This window comes from Sphingobacterium sp. ML3W, from assembly GCF_029542085.1.
In the GTDB taxonomy this organism is placed as follows: Bacteria; Bacteroidota; Bacteroidia; order Sphingobacteriales; family Sphingobacteriaceae; genus Sphingobacterium.
The window spans coordinates 6,281,292-6,307,871 of the sequence record NZ_CP107036.1; the positions used below are offsets into that span (position 1 = coordinate 6,281,292).

Here is a 26,580-nt window from a genome sequence, read left to right on the forward strand (position 1 = left end):
CTAAAGGTATATGTAGTATTCGGTCACTATTTAGGAGAATCCATAGCTTGTTTTTTATCTACGGTTTGATCATAATCCTCCTTCCTTTTAGATTAAAATGAATACCGGTCAGTTTGAGTACGTCCAATACTTCCTGTATATCTTTTGAGCGTGAGATTGACCCGCCGAGTTTTATTTTACCAATATTTTCTTCGTAGCTAACCTCCACATCATACCAGCGCGAAATCTGTCGCATAATTTCTTCCAAGGGCATATCATCAAATGCAAAATCGCCTTGCTTCCAGGCAATAGACTGTGAAGCATCCACCTGCTTGAATGTTAGATTTTTATTATTGAGGATACTCTGTTGCCCGGGTTTTAATATTATCGAAGTATTTCGATCAGTCGGAGATACCTTTACGCTACCTTCTATTAATGTTGTTTTGACGGTTTCTTCGTCCTGATATGCATTAATATTGAAAGTTGTGCCTAATACCGTTACTATCTGCTTATCTGTCTCTACGATGAAAGGGAGTTTCTCGGCTTTCGTCACCTTTTTAGTAACCTCAAAATATCCTTCCCCCATTAATTTGACCCGTCTCTCTTTACCTGAGAAATTGGTTGGAAAGCTCAGTGATGAAGAAGCATTGAGCATTACTGAAGTACCATCTGCGAGCAGTAACTTAAACTTTCCACCTTTTGGGACTGTAATCGTATTTATTCCTTCGTCATGTGGTGTTCCGTTCCTAAGTGTGTAACTCAAGATTCCTTTTTCCAACATCTGGATAGCGCCTCCGGTAGCAAAAGATAGATTCTCCGATGTCGTACTGTCCAGGTACATTGTACGTCCATCTGCAAGCTGCAATATTGCCTTATCTGAACCCGGGCGAACGAGTATAGCTTGTGGTTCCCGAATTTCCAGTAGGTTTTGAAAGTTCATCATCAGGACTATAGCTAAAAAAATAGCAACAGCAGCAATCATCGATGGTCTAAAAAGAAATTGAAATGGCTTATCTATTTTTTGTTTATCAGCAATCGTTTTATCTATTTTTTTCCATATAATATATTCGCGTATTTTTTTATTTCCATGTTTAGTTTCGTCCCATTCTTCTGTTTGAGATTCAATATGCTTGTAGAATGAAAATAGTTGATCTTCTTCTTGCTTGTTTGTTTTCTTTTTAAGGTATTTGCTGATGATACGCTGTATGGTCTTTCTATCTTTCATGTCTGTATTATAATTGTATGTGCAAAAAAAAAGCACCAACCCCTAAGAGTTGATGTTTTTAATTTTTTTAGCTTAACGTGATCTATCGGAAAATATTGAGGATTGTTAATAAGAAAAGCGGTAAGGTCCATGGAGAGAGGTATTTTCTCATTTTTTTTATGGCAATGGTAATTTGGTTTTCTACGGTTTTTATTGAAATATTGAGGCGGGCTGCTATTTCCTTATTGGTGAGATGCTCCTTTCTGCTCAAGTAAAAAATTACACCGCATTTTTCGGGCAATTTTTCGATGCCTATTTTTAAAGCTTCTTCGATCTCTTTGTGATGCTCCTGAGAATCAAAAAATGCTGCTGGCAAATTAGCTAGCTCCATTACAAAGTTATTTCTACATTTTTTTTCGTTTATGCACCTGAAGACCTGAAAACGTACTGCTGTAAATAAATAAGATTCCAGATTCTTTATCGACAAGGCCGAACGTCTGATCCAGAGCTGCGAAAATATCTCCTGAACAATATCCTCACACAATTCCCTGTCACGGAGAATATTGTAAGCTGCTAGATAAAGCCTGTCCCAAAACAGGGTATATAATTTTTCAAACGCGACCTTCGATCCACCATAAAGCGCTCCTAATAGGATTGTATTTTCATGTTGTTGAGTAGCTTTCTTTTCCGAATCTGATAAATTAACATTATGGATAATTTCCATATTATTATAGTGGTAATTTTTTGCCATATCCGTTGGTTCGAAAATGCGTCATTATTGAGATATTAAATCTCTACGCTGGTTAAATTGGTAAGTAATTCTTTAGTTGAGTGGTAAATTATGGCTACATTGATACACTCCCTTTGACGTGAGGATTATTATTGGGCGTTCTGCTTTGTATAATTGGTTTAGGAGTACCGTTTATCAGACTCAATATATTTTAATCTAATTGAGAATTTTAATAGCTAATAAAAAGCAACCTATTGATAAATAGGCCGCTTTTTACCATTATCTGTCAAGAACGCCTCCCCGTCAGATAACTATATTATCCATAAAAAGAACGCACAAATTAATTTCTTACACAACGGACATTTTTCAACTGGGTTTCTACTAAATCCACGCCAATTACCGACACATTGAGTAAGCTAGCTGTAAGGTCGTCATTGTGAATATTGAAAGCGCCTCTTTCGGCATGATAATACCATGCGCCAAAACCAAAAAGCCCACCAAGGTTTACTCCTGATGTACCCGTCCATAATTCGGCACGGTTACCATAATTGGCCAGATTGATCTGTAAGACACCATTTACAAAAGCGAATGAATTACTACCGCCGTTAAAGTTGAAATGAAGCTTGTTGCTCGGATAAGGAGCCGCTGTTCCGCTGGCGTCATATTCAAAGTAACCACGGTTATTGACTGACCCGTAAGTTGTTTGCTTACCGCCAACCCCTAATACTCCAGTGAGTTTTCTAAAGTCGCTTTCACTCGCTTGGCGCCAAACGCCAGTAGGATACACCTGGGCACAAGGGTCACTATTTACGCCAAATTGATCCGGAACCAGGCCTTTGAATGAGAAATATGTATTTCTTGCATTGGAGTGCGCGTACGTATGGTGAAAACGGTAGGGGTTGTGTCCGGCTTGGTAATAAATATTTTGTCTAGCCCATCTCGTTCCTTCAACAGTCAATGGTGATTCTATTAAATTGACTAGCAAATGGTGGCTATTTCCTAATACAGGCGTGATGTTGAATGCGAAATTGACAGGAGTAGCTGAAAATTGGCGGGTGGAGTTGTCATCAATCTTTAAAGCTAAATTGGAGACACTCACTTTGATTCCGCCTGATACCGCTGCCGGATCGGCTGTGTAGGTATAGGCAATTTTAGCATCTTGATAGAGTGCATTGATGTCCTTAAAATCGACAAATGGAATTTCGTGATCTGCAGCTGCAAGGTCACTTAAGGCGCCGCTGGCGATATCAATCGAAGCCGTTTTTATTCCGGCTACAGCGACTTTTGCACCTGTCATATTTGCAAACATACCTTGTGTATTCAATTCTATCCCAAGTCGTGAAAATTTGTGACTGAACATGATATTAATAGGCACGTTTACGTTACTGCCACCAGTAGGCACCGATACCTCGCCCGAAGTATATAAGATATCTTTTCCTCCCGGAAGGCTGATTTTTGTATTTGCAGAAGTCACGTCAGGGACATCATCAGTTGTGTTGTAAGAAAGGGCCACCCATTTATAGGTTTTCCCTTGCGTTACATCAATAGTTCCTTGCGTTCCGGCAATAAATTGCTCAGATGAAATTAATTGTGTTCCATCTTGCGAAAACAAGTATAGACGGTATTTTACACCATTTTCTATAGCGGCAGCTCTTGTAGAGCTACCGTTATTTGAAGCTGCTTTCGTTAAAGATTGTGCTGCCGTGAATGGTACGTTGTTATCTGTCTGTAGGACCGCATCAAATTCTGGAAATTCTAACACTTTTGTATTCCCTGAGCTTGATTCAGCTACTTTTGCTTGCGAACCTTTTGTCGATATATTTTGATTTTCATTAATTCCCGACACGTTCAACATTAATTTTGTCCCCTCGACTTTGGCTGTTTCTTCGATTTGTTCCCTGTCTTTCGAGCAACTCGAAAAAGTGCCGCTCCCTACTAGCAACAATGCAATAGAAACGGCCGTCCAGTTTAATTGGTTTTTATATAATACTTTCATAAGAAATCTTGATTTTTAGTTCTTTAATAGCCTATTTTACAAATCTCCATTACCACTACCATCCGAACCATCGCCCCAGTCACCCACCCCTGGGTTGGGCGTTCCTGTTCCTCCCGAACCTGCAGCAATCCCTTGCTCTAGTTCAATAGTAAGCACGTTAATAGCTGGTGCTTCATAATTTTTCTTTTCTGTTTTCATTTTTAATTTTATTTAAGTTTAAATCACTATTAAATGATTAGTGTTCGGACTACCTGACATTGACCCCAAGCTTTTCAGAGAGCGAGGAAAGTCATAATAGAATCCGATACAAACTTGAATATTTTGTGAAATAGAAAAGAAAATTCATCCCCCCCCAAGAACTACTCTTGTGTTTTTAAGGTGTTGATTTTAAGTGTTTTAATTTTATTTTGAATATTCTAGGTAAGCTTTAAATTACAGTGTTTTTTATAGATTTCATGAAAATAGCATTATCTGTTATGACAATAAATGTTATAGAAAAAAAAGATAAATTGATTTTTAAGAGGTGCTTCTTAACTTGTGGTTGGTTGGCTGTCGTCCACATGGTTTCTCAGCCAGAGGATGAAATCCTCTTCCGGAGCGAGTCCTAGCTTTTTTCTCAGGTTATAACGATTGTTTTCAATTGTTTTTGTTGCTTTGAACGTATAGTCAGCAATCTCTTTTGTTGAGAAGCCTAGATAGATATAAGCACATAGGATTAACTCAGATGATTTGAAATTTGCGTCAATGCATAGCATCCTTTTTAAAAATTTAGGGTGAACCTCTTGGAAACGAGCCCAAAATGTTGGTGAATTTTTTTTCGCTAACGCTATAAGGTCTGAAAATGATTCATTTACTTTCAATTCCAGTGTCTCGATGAGCTGTTTGTTTTGCGCTATTTCAATTTCCTTTGCAGAGAGTAGTTTCTTCTTCTTTAATTTGTATTTCCTGTATTTCCATAACAATAGTAGTAGTGTGACCAAAAAAGCTATGGCGAGCAACATGTTTAATAGCTCGTCTCTATTTTTTATTATTAATTCTTGTTTTTCAATATTGTCTAATACTGCTTGTACCCGTTTTCTATTCTTGTTTTCGTCAATTAATCGTTCAGAAGCAGATAGCTTTAGGTACTTTTCCTCGTTATCGTACTGTTGCAATTTGCCATAGCTTTTCGATATTTTTAAATACAAGTCCGCTGATGTAGATCGGTTGCAAGTTCTTTTTTGTTTGTCAGCTAGGGCAAGTAAATAATTCTCGATGGCTTTTTCCGTGTCTCCGGTCTGCATATAATAATCGGCATACAATTCCAGAAAAAGGGTACGTTGCTTATTATCTATTAGAGCCTGTTTGTAAGCAAGCTGGATAAAAGGAAAAGCTTCATTAGGCTTAAACTGTTCTATGTAGATCATCGCCCTATAATAAAATAGATTTGCTTTTACTTTATAGATTTTTTTTAAGCGATTATAAATAGAGTCGGGGACTGTTTCTACATGTTCTAGAGCTAATTCACTATAATGTTGGGCGGGTGGATAATCGTTGATTATGGTGTAAGAAATTCCGAGGGCAGCGAGACTCAGTGCTGCAGTCATCGCAGATTCAGGATCTTTTCTTGATAATGTCAGATCAATTACTTCCTGGTGCTGTTTAGCTTGCTGTTTATAGAGATGAAGTCGAGAATAATGAAATCCTTTCAAGGCCAGCAGACGCGCTTTTAGCGGCTTGTACGTCTTTGATGCATTTTCGTTGAGCCCCTTTTCGATATATGGATATGATTTTTCATATTCTTCCAGCATGTTGAGGCAATAAGCTATATAATAATAAGTTTCTGCTTTACGTCTAGAATCTGTTGTTTTATCGGCGATGATACTGGCCTTTTTTGCATATTCTAAAGATATGAGGTAATTATTTTCGAGTGACTGATCTGCTTGCCGCAAGAGAGAGTCAATTGTTGATTTGTTGGCCTTATCTCGATCACAGGAATGTAAATTGACGATACAGAAAAATAATGATAGAAATTTCAAAAGGGTCCCTAAAATACTGTTTAACATAATTAGTAGATTAATATTCTCAATATTATATAATACTTAAGAAGAGAAATTAATAATTTTTATTCCTAAGACGTGTCAAGTGTAAGAAGCTAGGTTTCGTTCGGAAAGTAATTATTCAAACGTCGGTCAATTATATAAAGATATAAAAAAGACCGTTATAGAAATCTTTCATTTTACAGCTTGCTAACAAGACCTTGGCCACTATGTTGTATTAAAATTTCAATAATGGATTACATTTTTTTGTAAATTGTTGTCATTATGGGTGGCGTAGGTTTTAATTTTTTAATATTATTTAGTACATCTTAGAAAATCAGATGCAAGAAAACAAAAATGAAATCCTCAAACGAGGTACAGAAATTACCCAAAGATATTTTGAGTTTTTGAACCAACATATTGATGACGTTGTGTCGGGTAGAGTCATAGAATTTATGGAAATTAACGAGATCGCGAGCGCATTGTTTCTTTCGCATACCCATTTAACCGATACAATACAAAAAGAAACAGGAAATCATCCTTGTTATTATTATGATTTAAAAATTATAGATAGGGCAAAGGAGTTACTTTCATCATCCGCTACCCCTATAGCGGAGATTGCACGTGTACTGACTTACGATCCTTCTAATTTTTCCAAGTTCTTTAAAAAGTTTGTAGGGAAAACCCCTGGACAATACCGCAAGAATCTAAAAAACAAAGAGGCATAAAGACTAAGCATAAAATTTAATAACTCGTTGCTATTAAAGTACCCTGTCCTATCGTTGAACTAAATATTGCTAGTTCAAGTCATTTGCACTATTTCTTACATGCTCTCTTAACCACGTTATAATTGTTCGCCTATCGAGAATATTATATTTTTCCATTGCTTCTTCGAGGAATAGTTCCCCTTTTACGATAGAAAGAACAATAAGTTCTTTATACTCTTTGGAATAGCGGTTAGCAGAATTCTTTTTCATAATTTTTAGTTATAGTGTTAAATAATCAGTTAAGCTTTCATATCAAATTGTAAGAAGACGGAAGTTTGAAAAATTCCGGGAAGTATCACATACCTACTACAAACTTGAAAAGTATTTTTTAAGAATTGAAAAAACTTACCCCCCAAGAACTACCCTCTAAGCTAATTAATCATTTAATATTTGGTTATTTAAGACTATATATTAAAAAAATGTAGTGTACTAATGATCGTAAAGAGTGAAGGATGATTCACAAGGAATAACGGAGGGAGCAAAAGTTAAAATCAGCGACAATTGAAATTCCGAAAAGCTCACCATAAAATCTACAAATGGGATGAACATCTTTGTACTAACAATTTTAAAACATTAAATAACGAGAAAAATGGCAAGAAACGATTTAAATGGAAAAGTAGTTTTAATTGCGGGTGGCGCAAAAAACTTAGGGGGCTTATTAAGCCGGGATTTTGCTTCAAAAGGAGCAAAAATTGTTGTTCATTACAATAGTGAAAGCACAAAAGCGGACGCCGAAAAGACTTTGGCAGATATCAATAACGCAGGCGGTGAAGCATTTTTATTCCAGGCCGATCTGACTGATGTCAAGAATATCGTAAAGCTATTTGATGCCGCAATCGAGCGGTTTGGAGGAGTTGATATCGCCATTAATACAGTTGGAAAGGTTTTGAAAAAACCATTTGCCGAAACGACAGAGGAGGAATACGATAGTATGAGTAACATTAATTCCAAAGTGGCCTACTTTTTCATACAGGAGGCGGGCAAGAGATTAAATGATAATGGAAAGATCAACACAATCGTAACCTCATTGCTTGCGGCATATACTGGATATTATTCAACCTATGCTGGGGCCAAAGCACCAGTAGAGCACTTTACACGAGCAGCATCCAAAGAGTTTGGCGCCAGAGGTATTTCGGTTACAGCAGTTGCGCCGGGACCAATGGACACCCCATTTTTCTATGGTCAAGAAACAGATGATGCGGTAGCTTATCACAAATCAGCTTCAGCATTGGGTGGACTAACAGATATTAAAGATATCGCGCCACTTGTGGAGTTTTTGGTAACAGATGGTTGGTGGGTGACAGGGCAGACTATTTTCGCAAATGGAGGTTACACCACACGATAATAGAAGATATAGCGGCAAGTAATTTAGTTATTTGCCGCTATTGTTAATAGAAAGATAAAATTGTTTTTGCTTTAATACTAAATAGTGGGATATATGATTCTGAAAATTATCAATTCAATTTTAATCCTTGTTGCCGTATTTATGGGATTGAAACAAGGGTATGCCATGTTTTCAGGCAAAGCTGAAATGATGGAAATGTTTGGTAAATGGGGCTTTACCAGAACAGGGCTAACAGTCAATGGCATAATCACCATACTTGGATCCGTACTGATTTTATTTCCCAAAACATTTATGTGGGGCAATTTTATCATGGCTGCTGGGATTTTGTTGATTATTTGTTTCCATCTGTTAGATAAAGATATAAAAGGAGTAATGATAGAAGTCCCATTTCTATTGTTAAATCTGATTATAATCTATTTGCAGCATCCTTTAAAATCCGTGCCATTATGAAATTAAAACATTTTATGACCATTGGAGCTGTAATATCAACGTTATCTGCATGTGGACAAAAACGGGATAGCACAACCCCATCATTATTAATTCATAAAAACGAACAGAAAATGGATTTATCAAAACTAACAAATACACAGGTGAAGCAAGCTATTGAATCCTGGCAACAGGGTGATAGGGAGTTTTTTATTTCTTTCTTTACCGCCGATCCGACATTGACGGACGACGGCAACCCGCGTGATTTTTCAAATTTTGTAAAAATTGCCTGTGGTCATGAGCGGTTTACAAGCATAGACAAAGTTGAGAACAATGGGCTGGATATCTATGGAAAGTTTCATACTGAAAGCTGGGGGGATTTTAAGACATATTTTAAGTTCCATTTATCTAAAGAAGGTAAATTTGATGGCTTGGACATTGGACAGGCGAAGTATTAATAAATGTAGAATTAGTGCCGGGGAAACTTCTTTTTATAAAAGTTTTTACCTTATTGAAATGAAAAAAATAAACTGATTATGCACCACAGTTTGCTTCTTATCCTCGGCTTATTGTTTGCCGTATTTTTACTGGTGATGGCCATCAATATGGAAAAGATAGCTTTTACAGTGGATATGGATCTCAATGCCGGACAACCATTGCAACGACTAATAAATTATATTGATACAACATTGGACGTAGGCAATTATGGAGATCCGATTGCGTATAAGGCCACTTATTTAAAGAATCATCAAATTTTTATAATTCATATTAACCATTTCTTTGTTTCTTATTTAACCTATTTTTTAATTCGTCGACAAACGGAACGTGCCCAGACAGAATTTTTATTGTAATAAAAATATATAAATGTTGTAAGGCTGCGTAGTGAGATGTGGCTTCTTTACGTCAAAAGGGCCTGATTCTCATCAGACCCTTTCTTTTAGCGTTTTATTGTACAGTAATTTTTATGTTTCTTATCGTTTCCTCTTTTTTGTTTCGTCATCCAACGTACTTTGAATACTATTGGATTTTCACTGTACGACGCCAATTTTTATGTTGGTCCTTTCTTTCGAAAGGTAGCTTGTAGCCGTTTTGTATAATAAGAACAACAGCCGATTTGAAATAGTTTTATAAAAAATATCTTTTTTCAAATCAATTGTTGAACGGATTTTTCTCGTTTATATATTCCTTATTATACAACAAGTAGTTCTGATTCCAAGTGGATCACCTAATATCTCAGACATAGACCATCATTTTAAATTTTCCACGACAAATCCAACCCAATCTTTTTGGGATATTGAAGGGTCGAGGTAGTGATCTGGCTGTAGGCCCACATTGTCAATTGCCATTTCTGGGATCCGGTAGCTTTTCGACCTGCAGTACCACAGCTGAAATTCACCACTTGGCGAATTTAGGTGCTTTTCCCATAAAGTTTGACCTTGGCGCTCTGTTTTGCCTCCAGCAGAAACTGTTCGGTAGTACTACCACAATATTCGTTTATCAATATGGCTACCTTTTGCGGAAACGGAAGAATTCGATCCATGCTATCAATAGAGATAATATTTTCTTTAACCCGAACGTATTTGCCAAGGTTTAAGTTCAGGTTGTCATAGATATCTTTAAATTCTTTCCTTGACTTTTCATCATATAAGGTATCCCTAGAGAGCGCCAACAATGCAGCGTTGTTCAACTCTGTGGAAAGCAATTCCAAACCTACCGTTCTAATGGGATTAGTATATAGGTAGGGAATCAATGAAGAATATGCATCATCAGATCCCCCTCCGTTGTTCCTTAGGTCAATGATCAGATTTGGCGTGCGAATAATTTTTTCATGGTTTACACGCAGAACGCTGTCGATGGACCTTTTATTAGACATATCGAAACTTGGTATACGGACATATACTGTCTTGTCTGAAATTTGTTCAAAGTAAGGACCACGGGAATATAAATAGTTTATATAACTTTTGACTAGAGGTGTATCTTTAAATGATTTGGACTTACGTACAAAAAAAGCCATACCATTGATATGGATCATATTGTTTCCGATAAATTCCACGGATACATTCTCTCTCGCGTTAAAATTTCTCATCCAGATTGTAGCTCGATAGTTTTCTCCATTCTTATATAGCTTGAATTTTACCTGACCCTTATTCCAAGGGGTCTCTGGAGCATCCAGCACAATACCTGTATAGCCACTATCGGTAGGAACTATACCAACTTTGTAAGGGGCGCTTTCCCATATGCCAATGGGTGAGGGCTCGCTTTCCTTATCAATCAGACGATTGAGCTCTTTTTCCTTTAAGGTTAATCTTTCATGCTTTCTGATTTTATTTTCATCCGGTTCAACGACTTGTACGGGTTCAGTTTCCTTTTTTAGATCAACAATTCCAAGATGCCCCTTCCTAAAGAATTTAAACCATTTATAAATCAAATTTATACAGTCAGCTTTGTTCTTGGCTGCTTTAGCCATTTTCATTATTTCATCTGTGTGAAGGTCGTAGGCTTGTTGTCCTTTTTCCTTCAATATGTACTCAAATCCAGCGTCGTTTTTTTCGAAAGTGTTCTTGATCCATGTAAATTCAGCATGGCAATCGCATTGAGATCCGCCTCGTACCTTATTAATAGAGAGCAAAAAGGAATTGCACAGAATAAACCAAAATAAGAAGTTTTTAATGACTTTCATAATGACTATAAATATTAGGTTATTGGATGTAAATTTTTATTTCGTTTCAATAATACACGATGTCCAATAGTCGATCCATTTTGGTAACATGTTGATTTTAAGTAGTGAAATACAATGGATTGATACGGGAACTGTTCGGAAGCGGACATAATTGTTCGATAATGATCAGTAATAAAGGGATTCCACTCTTTGGATCGTTTGATCAGATGTGAGAAACTAGTTGATCGCGAGCGTAGAGCACCGACATCCTTGAGGAGTCAACAGATTATAGGTTTGCTAAAGTAACTTTGAAATTTGAGAATTTTACCAAGGCTACCTGGTTAACTTGCGGCGTTTGGGCAATGAATGGAAGGTATCCAAATCGATCAATTCGTTTAAAAAATCTTAATAACTAGTGGTCTGCCAAACTAAGTTATAGGCAGACCACCAGTGAATCAAATGTTATTAAGGTCAGGTAATGAGATGTGGCTTTTTAAAGTCAACGGGCCTGAAGATGATCACTTACTTTCTCTTCGCATTTTCTTGTACAGCAATTGTTGGACAGCCCTAGGGTTTTCAAAAGCCAATGTTGTTATCTTGGAGGGTATACCTTATTCACCTAATGCCTTTACGATGGCCATGCCTACAGCCTTGGCTGATTGCGGATTTTGGCCAGTGACCAATCTGCCGTCAATGGTAACATGCGACTGCCAAGGTTCGGATTTTTCATAAATCCCACCCATTGCCTTTAGCCTATCTTCTAATAAAAAGGGGACTACATTGCTGAGCTTTACAAGCTCCTCCTCTTCATTACTAAAGCCATTGACTTTTTTTCCTTTTATCAGATATTCACCGGTGCTCAGTTTGATGTTGGTTAAGCCAGCAGGTCCATGACATACAGCTGCAACAACGCCATTTGCCTCGTATATCTTGCTGGCAATCTTTGCGATTGCCGAGTCGAAAGGCAGATCCCACATCGCACCATGTCCTCCGGCGTAGAAGATGGCTTTATATTCTTCAGGTTTTACCTGAGAAGGTTTGAGTGAATGAGTGATTTTATTGTGGTAGTATTTATCCTCCCAGAATTTTTTGTTAACTGGATCATTCAGGTCAAATCCATCCACAGGCGGATTCCCGCCCTGTGGGCTAAGGAAATCAATCTCATATCCAGCCGCTGTTAAGACCTCCCAGGGATGTGAGACTTCACCCAGATAATAACCTGTTTTTTCGCCTATATTGCCTTTTGTATCGTGGCTAGTAACTACAAATAAAACTTTTGGTTTTCTATTTGTTGCATAGGAATGCATCACCACTAGGGTTAATAAAGCTGAAAATATTCCTATTTGTCTAAAGAGTTGTTTAGCTTTCATATCGTTTTGATTTTCTTTTTGTTGGAACAAATTTCCTGATTTCGTATGGTAATTTGCTGTGACCTACATCACAAAATTAAAATTCGCCTCCCCATTCCTGCTATCCGCCGAGTTTTCCTGTCCGTTGGTCTAAAGCCCATAGGCTAGGGGCGTATTGTGTCGTAGTTTTGAGTCAACAAATAAGAACAGATAAAAAAACTAACACAATAAAATAAAGACATTATGAACCATCATGAGTGTATTCAAAAGACACTCATGATAGCTTTATCATCAAATAAAAAACAAATAATTTCGATAAAAAACTCTAGTAAAAACATTCGCAGCAGCAGCTTTAATCGCAGTATCCACTTTTGCTATGGCCGCTGAAGGACCGGGTTCAAAATCAGCAAAAGCAAACGTTAACCTTTCCACAGCAGACTTTGCCCTTGGGCATTATGTTGCGGTCACTACCGAAGGTGAATCGGCAGGGGTGGAGCAGTTATTTGCCGAAGATTTCAACCGAAAGATCCAAGCTTCCAATAGGTAAAATCACAGCCGTAGCGCCGTAGTTAAACTATTGAAAAAGCAAAAAGGAGAGAAACTGAACTATGAGGTAAGCACAGACATCTTAGAAGAATCAGCTGCCTATATGGTAGCGAAAGTGACAATGAAATTTGAGAACTTCACCAAGACTGACCTGGTTACTTTGGAGCGTGTGGGAAGTGACTGGAAAATATCTAAATCAATCAATTCGTATAAATAGGAGCCATCTTAAATAAATATATGTTATGACACCACATCGATTGATGTGGTGTTTTTTCTGATAATAAGATTTTCTTTTGATTGCTAATTTTTTTAGATTTTCATATATTTGAGAAATAAACCTTTATACATGGAGCAGCGTTTTGTAGAAATTATTCAGCTTATTAAAGAATCTCAATCTAAAGCTATTAAGGCGGTAAATACCGAGTTAATGAATTTATATTGGCGTATTGGAAAGTATATTAGCGCGAGGATTGAAACTTCCGAATGGGGACAGTCGGTCGTCAAAGAATTGGCTTTTTTCATTAAGCAGCACGAACCTGAATTGAAAGGTTTTTCAGATAAGAATCTTTGGCGAATGAAACAGTTTTACGAAACTTATCGCAGCAGTGAAAGACTCTCGGCATTGACGAGAGAGTTGAGTTGGACAAATAATGTTTTAATTTTTAGTCGTACCAAGACAGTTGAAGAAAAGGAATTTTATTTGAAGCTAACTATCGAGGAAAAATATAGTTCCAGGGAGTTGGAGCGACAGATTAATAGCTCCGTCTTTGAACGCACAATGATTGGAAATGTAAAACTCTCGTCACTGCCGAGAGAATTTGAAGTCGACATTAATAAAGCGTTTAAAGATAGCTACGTTTTTGACTTTTTAAATTTACCAGAATCCTATAATGAAGGAGATCTTCAAAAAGGGCTGCTTCGTCAGATGAAAGATTTTATTCTTGAGCTAGGGCGAGACTTCCTATTTATTGACCAAGAATATAAAGTACAAGTGGGAAACTCTGACTTTTATATTGATCTGCTTTTTTTTCATAGAGGATTACAGTGCTTAGTGGCATTTGAATTAAAAGTAGATAAATTTAAGCCCGAGCATCTTGGTCAATTGAATTTTTATCTAGAGGCTCTTGATCGAGATGTTAAGCGATCCAATGAGAACGCGAGTATTGGTGTTCTATTATGTAAAGATAAAGATAGTGAGGTGGTTGAGTATGCTTTGAGCCGTAGTCTTTCACCAACGGTGGTAGCGGAATATAAAACACAATTACCGGATAAAAAGCTACTTCAACAAAAGTTACACGAATTATTTGAACAGGCTGATAATAGTGATATTTAGATTGTTATTTGCATACTAAATATCTTCGGTGCAATCACCTCCCCATTCCCACCATTCGCCGAGTTTTCCTGTCCGTTAGTCTAAAGCCCATAGGCCAGGGGCATATTGTGTCGTAGTTTTGAGTCAACAAATAAAAACAGATAAAAAAATACTAACACAATAAAGTAAAGACATTATGAAAGCATTAGTAAAAACATTCGCAGCAGCAGCCCTAATCGCAGTATCAACATTTGCAATGGCAACTGAAGGCCCTGGTTCAAAATCAGCAAAAGCAACCGTTAACCTTTCCACAGCAGACTTTGCTCTTGAACATTATGTTGCGGTCACTACCGAAGGAGAGTCGGCAGGGATCGAGCAGCTATTTGCAGCTGATTTTAGCCAGAAGATCCAAGCTTCCAACGCACAAACCCATAGTCGTAGCGCGTTGATCAAATCTTTGAAAAAACAAAAAGGCGAAAGCTTGAATTGTACAGTAACTACCGATATCATCGAAGAGTCTGCAGACTATATGGTGGCCAAGGTGACGATGAAATTTGAAGACTTTACCAAAACTGATCTAGTGACTTTTGTTCGTGAAGGCAATGTGTGGAAAGTATCCAAATCGATCAATTCGTATAAATAGTATTCTATAGCTAGTGGTGAGTCCAGTCAACCCAAGGCTGACAACTAGTGAATCATATGTTTATTTAAGGCCATGTCGTGAGATGTGGCTTTTTTATTTTTTTGGGACAATTACGTTTCACTCCCGTTTACCATTATACAAAGCAATTATAGTGATTAACAATTATCATTCAATAAACCACATTTTTTAAAGTATGACCTCTATACATCTGTTGTTATTAAACATGTCTCTATTTGAGATTATCACCTGCATGGTGTTTGTTTTAATTATCTTTTTACTTATCAGGAGATTTTTAAAAGACTAATGGAGATTTGTAATCCATGGATCCATGTGAAGATTTAATGTTTTTTTATTTTTCTTTATAAGTTAAAGAAAAATTATTGTCAAAATTACGAAACTTATTGTACATGCCTTAGTTATTTTATCGCTAACAGCAATTGTTATGGCTTCTTGTCAGAAAGAAAACAATAACAATCCATCCGTCAATAAATTAGAAAGTGATATTGTCTCCAGATTAATATCCGAGAAAGATCATGATGTCATCAGCTTGAGTTTCGGTACGCAGCTCGATTGTTGTGGGCTTTGTGTGATTAAGCATGAGCTTGAATGAAAAATACCTTAGTACCCCTTTTATAAAAGTTAGGGAATAGTACTCGATGCAATAAATGCTTACCATCCTTTAATAACATGATTGTATCATTGGCAGGATATCATTATGCAATAAAAAATGATTTTACGGCTATTTTAATTTTCCAAAACTTTACGCTCTCTACTGCGGGATTCTTTTAATTCATTAATAAAATCATTCAGTGATTCTTGCTGAACATGGTCCATTACCACAATTTTATACCAATTGTTATCTTCGTCGTGCGAATCCGGAATTAAACCAAATTTAACTGCTAGCTCTTTGGGCAAATCAGCTGATTTTATGGTAATGATATTCATATATGAGTCCCTATAAAAGCCAACTCCCAATTTTTCGAGTTCCTGACAACAGACTTCTGTCCTGTAGTTCAGAATCTTCATCTTCTCTAACCATTGATGTGGGCCATAGGTCTGCAAAATCATCCAAATTGCCACTGCGTTTGCCCCAGAGCGACTTCCACTCAACGTGGTATCCATTCCATTGACATATTTCGCTTCTTTGGTAAAAACATTGTCTATCAATCCTTTTCTCGTGATAAATATACCCGTTCCATAAGGGGCTTGGAGCATTTTATGGGCATCCATGGTAACCGATGAGACGTGTTTATTGTTGAAACCGATATTGTGGTTTTGATTGACAATTGGATAGATAAATCCCCCAAATGCCGCATCTATATGAAGTTTAAAATTAAGATGATATTTTATGAAAACTGAGGCGTAATCATCGGGATTATCAACGCTTCCAAACATGGTGGTACCTGCATTTGAAATAACGATAGCATACTTTTTGCCATTTTTCACAGCTTCAAGGACATACTTATCCAGTTGATCCTGCAGAATTTCTCTGGTATCAAAATCGACCGGAACAAGGACAAGATCAATATTCAATAAATTCGCAGCTTTATTGACTGAATAATGTGTGTCTTGCGATGCGATTAGGAAAATTTCATTACAACTGGCATTAAATGTATTGATGAAGAAATTTCTGTACATCCAACATGCCTGTATATTGGCTTCTGTACCTCCAGAGGCAACATATCCATCGCAATCTTCTTGAGATTGTAATATATCTTTACTTAAGATTTGAATGACATCTTTTTCAATATCTTGGGTGCCTTGAAAAAAAGGCTCAGATTCTCCGACAGTATGACAACCAATATGGTTAGGGTTCTGAACAATTGTCTGCAGGAAAGGAGCTTCCTTTAAAAATTCAGCCTGATCATAAAAAACTCTTCCATCCAATTTTGTTCCGGGAAGCCCTAATACAGGACTTTTGCTATAATTGATATTCTTAGCAAGTGCTTTGGATATTAGTTCTTTTTGAATCTCAACCCCAATTTTTTTCCAGTATTTATATTCTTTCATTTGGTGTTTTAAATTATTAACTTCATTTAGTCAAAATATAAAGCCGATTGTAAAAGTCATTAATTAGATGAAATTTTCAAACTGTTATTTTTAAAACAAGAAAAAAAATGATTTAGTGGATTTTTTACTGATAAATATTTGGAAAAAGGCGGAAGATTGACTTGTTGTAAGTTCAATAATCCGAAGGTATAGTTTTACATCTAGTTGAAGTCATTCAATACGAATTGATGATCACTGATCTGTATATTTTGTAACTGGGGCTAGTGTGGCTGATTATTATGCTTTGAGAATATTAAATCAAAGTAAGCAATATATTTTTGAAGGATTTAGTAATATGCCCTTAGTAATTTGAATTATTAAAATGGATACAGCCTCATATCATCAAAAACTTTTAGCACATTATGCCAAATATTTACTCAGATGTCAGGTTACTTTTTGCTTTTTCTTGCGAAAAGGATTATTCTGTTAAGAAGCCAAAACAATTACCTTGAGCTGGTGATTGCGATGGAGCTTCGCATAGGTTCTGTTGGGGTTGTGTTCGTACCTTCTTCGGAAAGCCTTCGGAGTAGGCCAATTAAGTATTTTAGGTGGATCAATCCCTGACCGGTCTTTTCCTGTTCAGAGATTGGTCAACATTTGGTCAGAGTTTGTGCAATATCTATTGATGATCCGAAGCAGGTACGAATCTGATCCGAATCAGACTCAAATTATATGTTTAATTCTGGTTTAGAAGTCACATCGGGAGATGTGGCTTTTTCCCGTCAAAGGGACCTTGTGTTTTATCGGGGCTTTTCTCTAAACATTTATCCGTAGCGTTATTTCCAATCAGAATGTTATGTTCATTCTTTTAAATCCAGCCTTGCCCCAATAGCTATATTTAATTTTTCCAGTTATTTGATTCTTAGCGATGCAACCTATATATCTGCTGTCAAGTGCATTATCCCTGCTGTCTCCCAAGACAAAAATGCTGTCTGCCGGAACAACGAAATCATTCATATTCATCATGCCATCGCTAAACTCTTCTTTACTTTTATAGATATGATGACTGTGTCCATTTGGAAATGTCTCTTCGAATTCAGCGAAGTTTATACCTTCTAAATTTCTGTCCGCAATAAATTTGGATTTACATAGCTTGTGATTTATCGAGACAATATTTTCTTTAAGAGAGATTGTGTCTTTGGGGAGACCAACTATACGATACATAAATTGTTGACCATCATCCTTAGTAAAGGTAACCAGATCTCCAATTTTAGGCGTGTTTTTTTTGTAGGCTTTTGTATCTATTATAATCCAATCGCCTTCGAGAATCGTTGGGTTATTCGCTGTGGTTTGAGCAATGTAAGATTGTATACCTATCATTTCTTTCTTGTCAAACACAAATGTCATTGTAAAGATGAGGCTGGCGATCAATGCATAATAATACCATCTGTTGTAAGTTTTCAGGACATAAAATTTTTGTCTTTTTGCATTCAGTATAGCATCCATTACTGTAAATAAAAGGAATGATATACCGATTGCCATAAAAATACTCATTCCGGCAAAGGAGGTTATCCAGCGGGTTAGAGCAAAAATTACAGGGATTAGATAACTTAGGGCGAAAAAAAGAATACCTTTCTTTATCTGTCCATTATAGAGTTGCCCTAGGCCCGGAAAAAATAAAGAAAATAAACCTGCTTTAAAAGCATTTCTAGAATGCGATTGGGGTGCGTCAATTGTCGTTAGATCTTCCATAAAAGAATAGTAGGTATAATATAGCTACAGAGCGGTAATCGACTTCCTATATACCTATATATAGGAAGCCTTTCCCAACAATTAAAATTAGTCATTTATTTTTGAATGTAGCTATATTGAAAACTTTATCAGTCGTCCTGTGTCAGATGCGTGCTATAAATTCATCCGGCTATTCCCGCCATTCACCGAGTTTTCCTGTCTGTTAGTCTAAAGCACGTAGGCCAGAGGCATATTGTGTTGTAGTTTTGAATCAACAAATAAGAACAACAGAACTAACAACATAAAATAAAGACATTATGAACTCATTAGTAAAAACATTAGCAGCAGCAGCCTTAATCGCAGTATCTACTTTCGCTATGGCAGCTGAAGGACCAGGCTCAAAATCAGCAAAAGTAAACGTTACCCTTTCAACCGCAGATTTCGCCCTTGAGCACTATGTTGCGGTAACGACCGAAGGTGAATCAGCAGGTGTAGAACAATTATTTGCTGAAGATTTCAGCCAAAAAGTCCAAGCATCCAATGCACAAAACCATAGCCGTAGCGCTTTGATCAAATCTTTGAAAAAACAAAAAGGCGAGAAGCTAAACTGTAAAGTAACTACCGACATCATCGAAGAATCTGTAGACTATATGGTGGCCAAGGTGACCCTAAAATTTGAAGACTTCACCAAGACAGACCTTGTGACTTTGCTTCGTGAAGGTAATGACTGGAAAGTTTCAAGTTCTGTGAACGCATATAAATAATTTATCGAAGTTAGTTGTCAGCTCGGTTATACCGGAAGCTGACAACTAGTGAATCATATGTTTGTTTAAGGCCACGTCGTGAGATGTGGCTTTTTTACATCAGGCTCTTTTCTCCTAAAGTTTCACTGCATCGTAGTTTTTATGCGGGTTTATATAATTTCAAAATATTCGCTTGATTCGAAAACTTGGTTGTCAATCAATATTTTTATTTTTGTCTTTCCCTTTTTGTTGACTGTAGGAACCATAAATTCCATTTCTCCAAGTTTGACAGATATAGGGCTAACCTCAATACCTCCGATCCCGATTCTGTAATAATTTGTCTTTGCACCCCGCACTTTTAATTTGACAATATCTCCAGGAGCTCCTTTGGTAGGATAGAAGCTATCTATACTCAATCCGTTTACTTTTATGACTTTACTATCAGCCTCAAAAAAAATGCCACCAGACTTTGCATAGCCTATTTTTACATTGTTATCGCCTTTTAAAAGGGTAAAAGGACATGGGAATACAAGTTCACCATTCTTGGGAAAGCCAAAATATACCTCGAAGTCACCCAATTTTATAACATATTCTTGATTAGGTAGGAAATTCCCTTTTATACGTATCGGGTCTTCATAATAACCTGTTCCAGCGTCTACAGCAGTAATACGAAGGTTTTGAACGATCAATTCGTCATTGATTTTAAGATCGCCGTATACATTGCTATTGATGGCTATAGGATACTTTCCTTCTGGAATATCACCAATATGTACCGGAATATCCTTTTCAAAATTAATCATAGCAAGATCTCCCTGATACTTTCCTACGGCTAATTTATAATTGCTATTGACCAGGTATTTGAAATAATCGAGTCCTTCAAGTTCTGTATGTCCAAAAGGGTGCACTATTTTATACTTCAGTGCTGCTGTTTTCATATCGGGAACCTCAAGATTCCATGTTTCTTTGAGGTAAATTGTATCCTGCCCCCAGATGTAGCCTAATTTATAGGAATGTCCGTTAAGCGGGAGGTAAGGGGCATAATAATTATCTTCATAACGCAATACTTTGTCACCTAAAATAATTTTGAAGTCGTGATATAAGTAATCTGATAGCCCAATGGCCTTCAACTTGATTGGATCTGTATAATAGTGTGTCCCCGGACTCGGCGGCAATAACCGCGCTGCAATTTTAAAACTTAATAAATATTGCCGAACCTCCTGATAATTTATTTTTTTTGATAACACCACGCGAGCGTCGGCCCCATGGTATAGATTTTTACTGGGCATCGTAAAAGTTAGCGATTCTTTCTCCTTGTCCAGTGTAAAAGGGATTTCATTGTTCTCACCGTTGTAGGCATCTCCGATAGAGAGTTTAAACAAATCATCTACCTGTTTAAATCTGCCTTTGATCGTGATGATATCACCGGGACTGGCATATTGTATTTTGGAGTTGTCTACCCAAATATCATTTACTGAAAAAAATACAGGTCTTCCTTCGTATGTATTTTTATCAGTCTTTACATAAAAAATATATTGATAAATTTCACCGATTTTGAAAGTCGATTGGAGGTCATAACTTATTATACCCACTTTTGCCTGTTTTCCTAAAGAGATTGTTCTGAAGGTTGTTTCTTCCCTTAATGCAATCTTAAAGCCATAGTCAAGTATCTGTTCATCATTTAGATAATGGATTTCGCCGTACAAAATGGCGTGATTGTTTCTGAGATCCCCAGCCTCTAGCGTACCTACTGTTATTGGTGTTTTATCGATTACCTGTTCATCCTTCTTACATGAACCAAGAACGAAAAATAAAAGAATTATGCAAGTGAGTTTGATAATGTGCTGCTTCATGGTCTTTGATTATTGGATTTCTAACAATGTTTTTGCTTCAACTTTTCCATAGTTAGTATCCATCCATACCTTATATTTACCCGGTTTTATTCCTTGAGGAATGTTGATTATTCGTTCATTTTCATTTAAAGTATATGCATATACCTCTTGCCCCCCAATGTAAAATTTAAACTCATTGGACAAGCCTTTACCTTCTAAAATGATAGCGTATTCACTGGTGATCTTGTGCGGACTGAAATCCGAAATAATAGGCATTTTTATTTCGATGGTTTTCTCTTCGGGGGCATAATACTTTTTGCTATCATAGTATCCATGGTAATAGGTCTTGATTTTATACTGGCCTGGTCTTAGCTGCGGTATTTTAAAGCTCACGAGATTATTTTTCAATTCACTGTTATATACCGCATTTCCGCCTGAAAATTCTAGGTTGTAACCTATTGTATTGTAAAAGTTTCCTGTTAGCTGGGCCGTATCTCCCGAAAAAAATATGTTTTGATTGATAGCGTCCCAATGTAATTTCTTCACCTCAACTTTCTTTTTGCTGGTGACAGTGGATAATCCACTTGTCAGGGTAATAGGATATTTTCCGTCCAGGAGATTGTTCGGGATAGTCAAATAGGTGCTGTTGCCGCTATTCCCGATAAATCCTATTGCAGCCGAATTGCCCACAAGTATTTTGGAGATTTCATCACCAAAATATTTATAAAAATCAATTCCTGTAGCCTCTATCATGCAGCCAGGATGGGTTAGTGTCGTTGCTAATGTGATATTGTCTGCTGAAGGTTGTTCGAGTAGGATTTCTTTATCGAAATAGATGCTATCGCGGCCATTGGCATATCCCAGTCGAAAAGATTCGCCTTTGAGGTTCGCTATTAGACGGAAAAATAGATTATTTGTAAAAGGGATGCGTTGGTCATCGATCAATAGGAATAAGTCATCCGCATAACCATATTGGGGTAAACCGATACCATTGATCTGAATCCCCTCATTAAAAGCGAAACTCTTTTTACTTGGTTCGGTGATTTTAGCGACTATTTTTGTTTCGATCAGCTGTTTTGAACTTACATATTCACGTCCGTTAAGCGGTTTTTGAAGCGTAATAGCCAATTTGTTTCCATGGTAATACCCACTTTTTGGCAGCGTTACAGCTAAAGTTGTTTTGTTATCTTTTAGCGTAAAAGCTAACCGTTGTTCGGTATTTCCGTTAGCAATTAAATAGTAATTTTCTTTAAATTGCTTAAAGTTTCCTTTGAATAATACGGTCTCACCAAGATAAGTCAATACAAGTTTGTTGTCTGTGATGTTAATATTGTCGACATTGAAACGGACAGGCTGACTTTTGTAAAAACCTTTTGCAGTCTTGACATAGAATACATATTGATAGATTAAATCCAGATCAAAAGGTTCTTTTACGGTCAAAGTAAAGTCTACTGTTTTGCCGTTGATCAATTTTTGTTTGCCAGCGGAGATCTCCTGTAGGATGGTACTTCCGGATTGTTTAGTCTCGGATAAAATAAAGCCTACATCCAAAATTTCTTCCTTATTTGAGGTTGTTATTTCACCATGCATGGTGACTTGGGAATCGGTCACTTCCGAAGGTGCTATAGCAACTACCGTCACTGGCGTGTTAATAACGACGACTTCCTCTGTTTTCTTACAGGCCGATAGCGCTGCAATTATGGAAACAGCAATTTGTATGCGTCGAATGGTTCTTTTCATAATAACTTTTCTATTGAACTTCGAAATAGTCTGGTGATAGTAGAATCGTATTTCCCCAGGCGGAGGCTGAAATACGCACTTTTCCTTTTGTCTGAAAAACCGGAATGGCAATGGTGACCTCGTCTATACTTTTTATGAGTGGGTACACTTGCGTATCGCCAACCCGGATCATATGAGCCAGGCCGATTCCTTTTCCCTTGAGCTGTACAACAGTTCCTGGCAGCCCAGTTTTTGGCGATAAACTGTCGAAAGTCATACCCAAACTTTTAAATGGCAATGCTTTCGGATGCATATACAGGCGCCATCCGGTTTCCGTAAATTCGTTATACACAATATGGAGTGACTCACTTTCTTGAAAGAATGTCTGGACCTGAAATGTTAATTTACCATCCTCGCTACATACCACTGGCATTTTAAAGAAATCGTCTCCATAAATCGTGTACTCAAATCCTTTGATGAAATTTCCAGTGAGCGTTAGGTAGTCACCCACATAGGCCTCACTTTTATCAATAGACGTCCAGTCAAACTTTTTGATCTGTATCGTTTTTGTACTTTCGATATTAAAAAATCCGTTGTCCAGACGTAATTTATATTGCCCTTCTGGAATATTCTTGATCGGTATCGAAATGGTTTCCGTGGGATAATCGCCATTTACCTCCATCTCATTAACCTGATATTTGCCGAAAAAATATTTTGTTTGGTACATATCAAAGAATGAATAGAATGAAAAACCATTGACAATAGCGTGCGTATTGGGGTGCGCTACTGCATTGACAAAATATATATCTGCAGCATTGGGGGACTGGATGATATAATCAGCGGAAAATAATACGGAGTCTCTGCCATTTTTATAGCCAATTTTAAAGCTTTTTCCCACTAGCCCTTTCAGGTCTTTGATAGCAATTTCCCGTGTGTAAGGAATTGTAATGTTTCCTAAGATTATCTGAAAAGACTTGTCATTATTCCCAGAGTATGGTAAACAGGAACCATAGAATCGTATCAGGTCAGTAAAACCATAGGTCAGTATTGCAGGTGGAACGAGTTTACCTAGTAAACTGATTTGAACCAATTGTCTGTTGAAAGAACCATTTGCTGAATTTTTCTGTAGATCTATTGTTAGCTTTTTACCATGTTGGGAGCCTTCGACATCTGGGATTTTAAACGTTAGGCTCTTACCATCTGAGGCGATTTGATAGTCAATTTGTTGGGTTTTATCTAATCTACCATATAATTTATAGTTACCATCCAGCATTGAAAAGCGACCTTTGAGACGTACTTCTTCACCCGGCATTCCCAAGATCTCCGAGGGTGATTCTACCTGCATACCATCCATCTGAAATGAATTCAATGAGCCTTTGAAGAAGCCATTTTTAGTCTTGACATAAAAAGCGTAGGAATAGACTGTATTCATGTCAAAATTTTCTTCGGGTTTATACACGAAAACAACATCTTTATCGGTCATTTTCTTACCTGCCGGAATTTCCAGCTCAGGCCTGGCATATCCGTTATTATCTTTTATGCTCAATATAAAGCCATATTCTAGAATATTGGGAAGCATAGCCATTTCACCCACCGTTCCATGGAGCACGATAGACGATTCCGTCATTTTTTCAAAGCTTCCGGTGACTGCACTTATTTGGGTACTTACAGGAGGCTCTGTCTTATTTTCTTTCTTGCAGGCCGTCAAGACGCAGCATAATATTGCTATTAACTTCACAAATTTTGTTGTCCCCGCTTTAGCGTACATTTTCATAAATTTTTTGGTTATAATAATTCAAATGCCTCTTTACATTCAATCCAATCCGTTTTGTATTGTGCACTGATGCGCACCTTGCCTTTGAAGAAGACATCCCTGGGTATAAATACTTGGGGTTCGTCTATTGTTCCACCCACTGAGATCAAGCGGACGCCACCCATAAAAATCGCACAGTAGCCCAGTCCTTTTCCCTTTAATGTGATAACGTCGCCAGGCTTGCCCGATTTTTGATATAAATCATCAAAGATAGGAGCGAGGACTTCCACTTGATGTTCGGTAGGGAATACATGCTGTTTACCATGATCATCATTGTACATCACCGTAATTTTTACTTTTCCAGGTTTAATGTTTGGGATGTCGAGTATGGCATTACCATCGGCGATCTGCAAGCTCTCATCTCCCTGATCCCCTAGTCTTGCATAATAATGATCCCCCGCGATGAAATTACCGGGAATTTTTATCTGTGCACCGTAATACCCTTTTGATGTGCTTGCTCCGCTTATTTTTAGGGACTTTACGACAATTTTTTCTTTACTTTCAAATCTGGCAAAAGGTCCCTCCATAATAAAAGGATAGCTTCCATCTGGTAGATCACTGATCGTTATTTTATCATCGCCGTTCCATGTTGCATAGTAACTGGCGCTTTTACCACCTACACTCATCGTTGGCATAAAACTATAATTATATGGAATAATACCTGTGACAGGAATCGACCGCCCTGGATGAACAAAGGATCGACGGATAGTCAGATCTGTAGGTTTTGGGGTATTAAGAGTAATCTTCTTGTCGAAAATAACGGTATCCCGTCCGTTATAGTAACCGATTCTGTAGGCCATTTTGGGCTGATCATAGATCATGTCACTCAGTAATAACTCTTGATAATAAGGGAATAGCTTATCACCAATGATGATAAAAAATGATGAAGCCCGATCGGGGGGGAGTCCCACTCCCGACAGGCGCAGGTAATCATTGTAATTATAATTATATTGCGTTGGTGGGGTGAGTGTTCCCAATATGCTAACCGATGCGAGACCGATATCGCTATTTAAATTTGTTTGGCTTTGGATTGGATTTAAATAGAAACTGAGATTTACGCCATGACGATACCCACCTGGTACAGTAAATGTTATTTTCTTGTTTGTGGCGTCGATGTTATAATCTATTTCTATGGGGCTGTTGTAGTCGCAACGAAGCTTATAGTTTTCCTTTTTTACATCTTTGAAGTCACCGCTTACTGTGATTGTCTCCCCAGCGGTTGCTAATAAGCCGGTTTGATAGTCTATAAAAACATTTGATAACTGAAACCTGACGGTTTCACCATAATAGGTACTTTTGTCCGTTTCGATATAAAATCTATATTCTCCCCGACCAGTTTCGAGGACTTCCGCTGGTGGTTCAATTTTCTTCAGTACCTTACCAATCTGAATGGTAGTTCCCAATGAATATTTTTTTTCTTCATTAGAGGTTCCAAAACCAGATTTCAATAAGAACCCATGATCCTTTATTTTTTCACTATTGAGATACAATACACGGCCCGCAAACACGAGACTCTTCTTGTTGGCAGCATCAACGCCGATAGTTTCTAATTTTAGGGGTTGATTTTCTACTGGAGTAGCTTGTTCGCTCTTTTTGCAACTAAAACAAATCATTAAAATTAAAAAAAAGAGACCAAGTGTTTTCCCTTGGGATTTATTCACCTTGCTAGGAGGAGTACTTTTCATTTTTTTATTTGGCTAAATAAGTAGTCAAAGATATAATTATTTTTTTACCTACAGTATCTCATCTGCCCATTTCCACCATTCACCGAGTTTTCCTGTC

General features: G+C 37.2%; 25 protein-coding genes. 11 read left to right on the forward strand and 14 right to left on the reverse strand.

What is annotated here, in order from left to right; all coding sequences use genetic code 11:
- Positions 1 to 58 precede the first annotated feature (58 nt).
- From OGI71_RS25935 to OGI71_RS25955, 5 genes are all read right to left on the reverse strand, one after another.
- Entirely contained in the window at positions 59 to 1,204 is a 1,146-nt protein-coding gene (locus OGI71_RS25935; RefSeq protein WP_282253066.1) for a FecR domain-containing protein, read from the reverse strand.
- Between the two features lie 82 nt (positions 1,205 to 1,286).
- Positions 1,287 to 1,934, reverse strand: coding sequence for an RNA polymerase sigma-70 factor (locus tag OGI71_RS25940; RefSeq protein WP_282253067.1), 648 nt, complete (start codon positions 1,932 to 1,934; stop codon positions 1,287 to 1,289).
- Positions 1,935 to 2,253: 319 nt separating this feature from the next.
- Complete coding sequence (locus tag OGI71_RS25945; RefSeq protein ID WP_282253068.1) at positions 2,254 to 3,909, reverse strand: hypothetical protein; 1,656 nt, start codon at positions 3,907 to 3,909, stop codon at positions 2,254 to 2,256.
- 36 nt (positions 3,910 to 3,945) lie between these two features.
- The gene (locus OGI71_RS25950; RefSeq protein ID WP_282253069.1) at positions 3,946 to 4,107 is read right to left on the reverse strand and encodes a hypothetical protein; all 162 of its coding nucleotides are present in this window, start codon (positions 4,105 to 4,107) and stop codon (positions 3,946 to 3,948) included.
- 332 nt (positions 4,108 to 4,439) lie between these two features.
- Complete coding sequence (locus OGI71_RS25955) at positions 4,440 to 5,954, reverse strand: hypothetical protein (protein ID WP_282253070.1); 1,515 nt, start codon at positions 5,952 to 5,954, stop codon at positions 4,440 to 4,442.
- 314 nt (positions 5,955 to 6,268) lie between these two features.
- Between OGI71_RS25955 and OGI71_RS25960 the strand changes: the two genes are divergently transcribed.
- Positions 6,269 to 6,655 (forward strand): AraC family transcriptional regulator, encoded by a 387-nt coding sequence (locus tag OGI71_RS25960; RefSeq protein WP_282253071.1) that lies wholly within the window; start codon positions 6,269 to 6,271, stop codon positions 6,653 to 6,655.
- Positions 6,656 to 6,724: 69 nt separating this feature from the next.
- Here OGI71_RS25960 and OGI71_RS25965 read toward each other — a convergent pair whose 3' ends face one another.
- The gene (locus tag OGI71_RS25965) at positions 6,725 to 6,904 is read right to left on the reverse strand and encodes a hypothetical protein (RefSeq protein ID WP_282253072.1); all 180 of its coding nucleotides are present in this window, start codon (positions 6,902 to 6,904) and stop codon (positions 6,725 to 6,727) included.
- Between the two features lie 379 nt (positions 6,905 to 7,283).
- Between OGI71_RS25965 and OGI71_RS25970 the strand changes: the two genes are divergently transcribed.
- From OGI71_RS25970 to OGI71_RS25985, 4 genes are all read left to right on the forward strand, one after another.
- Positions 7,284 to 8,039 carry an SDR family oxidoreductase gene (locus OGI71_RS25970; RefSeq protein ID WP_282253073.1) on the forward strand — a complete coding sequence of 252 codons (756 nt, stop codon included), beginning with the start codon at positions 7,284 to 7,286 and terminating at the stop codon, positions 8,037 to 8,039.
- Positions 8,040 to 8,132: 93 nt separating this feature from the next.
- The gene (locus OGI71_RS25975) at positions 8,133 to 8,489 is read left to right on the forward strand and encodes a DoxX family protein (protein ID WP_282253074.1); all 357 of its coding nucleotides are present in this window, start codon (positions 8,133 to 8,135) and stop codon (positions 8,487 to 8,489) included.
- Positions 8,486 to 8,923, forward strand: a complete 438-nt coding sequence (locus OGI71_RS25980; protein WP_282253075.1) for a hypothetical protein — start codon at positions 8,486 to 8,488, stop codon at positions 8,921 to 8,923. The genes OGI71_RS25975 and OGI71_RS25980 overlap by 4 nt, the downstream gene beginning before the upstream one ends.
- Positions 8,924 to 9,001: 78 nt before the next feature.
- Complete coding sequence (locus tag OGI71_RS25985; protein WP_282253076.1) at positions 9,002 to 9,316, forward strand: hypothetical protein; 315 nt, start codon at positions 9,002 to 9,004, stop codon at positions 9,314 to 9,316.
- A 557-nt stretch (positions 9,317 to 9,873) separates the two neighbouring features.
- On the opposite strand, the gene OGI71_RS25990 is transcribed toward OGI71_RS25985, so the two are convergent.
- Positions 9,874 to 11,145 carry a S41 family peptidase gene (locus tag OGI71_RS25990; RefSeq protein ID WP_282253077.1) on the reverse strand — a complete coding sequence of 424 codons (1,272 nt, stop codon included), beginning with the start codon at positions 11,143 to 11,145 and terminating at the stop codon, positions 9,874 to 9,876.
- Positions 11,146 to 11,735: 590 nt separating this feature from the next.
- The gene (locus tag OGI71_RS25995; RefSeq protein ID WP_282253078.1) at positions 11,736 to 12,494 is read right to left on the reverse strand and encodes a type 1 glutamine amidotransferase domain-containing protein; all 759 of its coding nucleotides are present in this window, start codon (positions 12,492 to 12,494) and stop codon (positions 11,736 to 11,738) included.
- 355 nt (positions 12,495 to 12,849) lie between these two features.
- Here OGI71_RS25995 and OGI71_RS26000 point away from each other — a divergent pair, with 355 nt between their 5' ends.
- The 5 genes from OGI71_RS26000 to OGI71_RS26020 all read left to right on the forward strand — a co-directional run bounded on the left by OGI71_RS26000 (position 12,850) and on the right by OGI71_RS26020 (position 15,584).
- Positions 12,850 to 13,020, forward strand: coding sequence for a hypothetical protein (locus OGI71_RS26000; RefSeq protein WP_282253079.1), 171 nt, complete (start codon positions 12,850 to 12,852; stop codon positions 13,018 to 13,020).
- Between the two features lie 30 nt (positions 13,021 to 13,050).
- On the forward strand, positions 13,051 to 13,236 hold the full coding sequence (locus OGI71_RS26005; RefSeq protein ID WP_282253080.1) for a hypothetical protein: 186 nt from the start codon (positions 13,051 to 13,053) through the stop codon (positions 13,234 to 13,236).
- Positions 13,237 to 13,365: 129 nt separating this feature from the next.
- Entirely contained in the window at positions 13,366 to 14,352 is a 987-nt protein-coding gene (locus OGI71_RS26010) for a PDDEXK nuclease domain-containing protein (protein ID WP_282253081.1), read from the forward strand.
- Between the two features lie 175 nt (positions 14,353 to 14,527).
- Positions 14,528 to 14,974 carry a nuclear transport factor 2 family protein gene (locus OGI71_RS26015; RefSeq protein WP_282253082.1) on the forward strand — a complete coding sequence of 149 codons (447 nt, stop codon included), beginning with the start codon at positions 14,528 to 14,530 and terminating at the stop codon, positions 14,972 to 14,974.
- Positions 14,975 to 15,416: 442 nt separating this feature from the next.
- Positions 15,417 to 15,584, forward strand: coding sequence for a hypothetical protein (locus OGI71_RS26020; RefSeq protein WP_282253083.1), 168 nt, complete (start codon positions 15,417 to 15,419; stop codon positions 15,582 to 15,584).
- Between the two features lie 134 nt (positions 15,585 to 15,718).
- Here OGI71_RS26020 and OGI71_RS26025 read toward each other — a convergent pair whose 3' ends face one another.
- Together OGI71_RS26025 and lepB are read right to left on the reverse strand one after the other, a co-directional pair.
- Entirely contained in the window at positions 15,719 to 16,984 is a 1,266-nt protein-coding gene (locus OGI71_RS26025) for a pyridoxal-dependent decarboxylase (protein ID WP_282253084.1), read from the reverse strand.
- Between the two features lie 825 nt (positions 16,985 to 17,809).
- Positions 17,810 to 18,715 (reverse strand): signal peptidase I, encoded by a 906-nt coding sequence (lepB, locus tag OGI71_RS26030; protein WP_282253085.1) that lies wholly within the window; start codon positions 18,713 to 18,715, stop codon positions 17,810 to 17,812.
- A gap of 296 nt (positions 18,716 to 19,011) precedes the next feature.
- On the opposite strand from lepB, the gene OGI71_RS26035 reads away from it, so the two are divergent.
- Positions 19,012 to 19,458, forward strand: a complete 447-nt coding sequence (locus OGI71_RS26035) for a nuclear transport factor 2 family protein (protein ID WP_282253086.1) — start codon at positions 19,012 to 19,014, stop codon at positions 19,456 to 19,458.
- A 149-nt stretch (positions 19,459 to 19,607) separates the two neighbouring features.
- On the opposite strand, the gene OGI71_RS26040 is transcribed toward OGI71_RS26035, so the two are convergent.
- From OGI71_RS26040 to OGI71_RS26055, 4 genes are read right to left on the reverse strand one after another with little or no spacing between them, the layout of a single operon-like run.
- Positions 19,608 to 21,287, reverse strand: coding sequence for a hypothetical protein (locus tag OGI71_RS26040; RefSeq protein WP_282253087.1), 1,680 nt, complete (start codon positions 21,285 to 21,287; stop codon positions 19,608 to 19,610).
- Between the two features lie 9 nt (positions 21,288 to 21,296).
- Positions 21,297 to 23,006, reverse strand: a complete 1,710-nt coding sequence (locus OGI71_RS26045; protein WP_282253088.1) for an IPT/TIG domain-containing protein — start codon at positions 23,004 to 23,006, stop codon at positions 21,297 to 21,299.
- A gap of 10 nt (positions 23,007 to 23,016) precedes the next feature.
- A complete protein-coding gene (locus OGI71_RS26050) occupies positions 23,017 to 24,759 on the reverse strand; it encodes a hypothetical protein (protein ID WP_282253089.1) in 1,743 nt (580 codons plus the stop codon).
- 11 nt (positions 24,760 to 24,770) lie between these two features.
- A complete protein-coding gene (locus OGI71_RS26055; RefSeq protein WP_282253090.1) occupies positions 24,771 to 26,483 on the reverse strand; it encodes a hypothetical protein in 1,713 nt (570 codons plus the stop codon).
- Positions 26,484 to 26,580: the final 97 nt, after the last annotated feature.

Coding starts and splice junctions, on each gene's coding strand:
- OGI71_RS25980 (WP_282253075.1), top strand. CDS start 8,486: ATGAAATTAAAACATTTTATGACCATTGGAGCTGTAATATCAACGTTA.
- OGI71_RS25975 (WP_282253074.1), top strand. CDS start 8,133: ATGATTCTGAAAATTATCAATTCAATTTTAATCCTTGTTGCCGTATTT.
- OGI71_RS26000 (WP_282253079.1), top strand. CDS start 12,850: ATGGCCGCTGAAGGACCGGGTTCAAAATCAGCAAAAGCAAACGTTAAC.
- OGI71_RS25955 (WP_282253070.1), bottom strand. CDS start 5,954: ATGTTAAACAGTATTTTAGGGACCCTTTTGAAATTTCTATCATTATTT.
- OGI71_RS25935 (WP_282253066.1), bottom strand. CDS start 1,204: ATGAAAGATAGAAAGACCATACAGCGTATCATCAGCAAATACCTTAAA.
- OGI71_RS26055 (WP_282253090.1), bottom strand. CDS start 26,483: ATGAAAAGTACTCCTCCTAGCAAGGTGAATAAATCCCAAGGGAAAACA.
- OGI71_RS26025 (WP_282253084.1), bottom strand. CDS start 16,984: ATGAAAGAATATAAATACTGGAAAAAAATTGGGGTTGAGATTCAAAAA.
- OGI71_RS26045 (WP_282253088.1), bottom strand. CDS start 23,006: ATGAAAAGAACCATTCGACGCATACAAATTGCTGTTTCCATAATTGCA.
- OGI71_RS25970 (WP_282253073.1), top strand. CDS start 7,284: ATGGCAAGAAACGATTTAAATGGAAAAGTAGTTTTAATTGCGGGTGGC.
- OGI71_RS25990 (WP_282253077.1), bottom strand. CDS start 11,145: ATGAAAGTCATTAAAAACTTCTTATTTTGGTTTATTCTGTGCAATTCC.
- OGI71_RS25950 (WP_282253069.1), bottom strand. CDS start 4,107: ATGAAAACAGAAAAGAAAAATTATGAAGCACCAGCTATTAACGTGCTT.
- OGI71_RS26020 (WP_282253083.1), top strand. CDS start 15,417: ATGGCTTCTTGTCAGAAAGAAAACAATAACAATCCATCCGTCAATAAA.
- OGI71_RS26015 (WP_282253082.1), top strand. CDS start 14,528: ATGAAAGCATTAGTAAAAACATTCGCAGCAGCAGCCCTAATCGCAGTA.
- OGI71_RS25945 (WP_282253068.1), bottom strand. CDS start 3,909: ATGAAAGTATTATATAAAAACCAATTAAACTGGACGGCCGTTTCTATT.
- OGI71_RS26010 (WP_282253081.1), top strand. CDS start 13,366: ATGGAGCAGCGTTTTGTAGAAATTATTCAGCTTATTAAAGAATCTCAA.
- OGI71_RS25960 (WP_282253071.1), top strand. CDS start 6,269: ATGCAAGAAAACAAAAATGAAATCCTCAAACGAGGTACAGAAATTACC.
- OGI71_RS25940 (WP_282253067.1), bottom strand. CDS start 1,934: ATGGCAAAAAATTACCACTATAATAATATGGAAATTATCCATAATGTT.
- OGI71_RS25965 (WP_282253072.1), bottom strand. CDS start 6,904: ATGAAAAAGAATTCTGCTAACCGCTATTCCAAAGAGTATAAAGAACTT.
- lepB (WP_282253085.1), bottom strand. CDS start 18,715: ATGGAAGATCTAACGACAATTGACGCACCCCAATCGCATTCTAGAAAT.
- OGI71_RS26050 (WP_282253089.1), bottom strand. CDS start 24,759: ATGAAAATGTACGCTAAAGCGGGGACAACAAAATTTGTGAAGTTAATA.
- OGI71_RS26035 (WP_282253086.1), top strand. CDS start 19,012: ATGAACTCATTAGTAAAAACATTAGCAGCAGCAGCCTTAATCGCAGTA.
- OGI71_RS25985 (WP_282253076.1), top strand. CDS start 9,002: ATGCACCACAGTTTGCTTCTTATCCTCGGCTTATTGTTTGCCGTATTT.
- OGI71_RS26040 (WP_282253087.1), bottom strand. CDS start 21,287: ATGAAGCAGCACATTATCAAACTCACTTGCATAATTCTTTTATTTTTC.
- OGI71_RS25995 (WP_282253078.1), bottom strand. CDS start 12,494: ATGAAAGCTAAACAACTCTTTAGACAAATAGGAATATTTTCAGCTTTA.